The following is a 500-nucleotide window of genomic DNA, read 5'->3' as shown; positions in this document are numbered from 1 at the left end:
TATGACGAGTTAGAGGATATCCGTATCCCACAGTGGATGCTGACCGCTGAGTGGCGTATGGGGCCTAACGATGTGTTAGATGACTCCAACCTCTCCTTTATCTGGAACATCGATAAGTTCCGTCCGAATAACCTGGGTACCTGCGGACAATCGTATAAGATTATTGATGCGGGCTGTTTCTTCTCCTCCTACATCAACTTAGGTCCGGGTATACCGATCATTCATGATGTGGAAGAGCCTAACTGGAGCCTGGACAACACGCAGTTCGGTGTGAAATGGGAAGGTGTATACAAAGACACCACCTTCTCTTTGAATGCGCTGCACTACCGTCAGCAACTGCCATCGCTACACTTCCGTCCTCATCCTGTAGTTCCAGGTATTCCAGCACTGGATGGTGTATTTGATATCAAATTCCCACGGGTCACCCTGCTGGGTGGTTCGATCGATTACTACTCCATGGATATGGATGCGGTCTGGCGTCTTGAAGTGGCCTACACCGA

The 500-nt window shown here is 49.6% G+C and carries 1 protein-coding gene; it reads left to right on the top strand.

Annotated elements, in window-relative coordinates:
• Positions 1–500, top strand: a 500-nt coding sequence (locus tag Q0882_RS16680; protein WP_366915940.1) for a DUF1302 family protein, incomplete at both ends; no start/stop codon positions are given.

It is taken from the genome of uncultured Neptuniibacter sp. (assembly GCF_947498015.1).
Classification (GTDB): domain Bacteria; phylum Pseudomonadota; class Gammaproteobacteria; order Pseudomonadales; family Balneatricaceae; genus Neptuniibacter.
The sequence above is the reverse complement of the archived record's forward strand: the minus strand, read 5'-3'. Positions and strand labels throughout refer to the sequence as shown.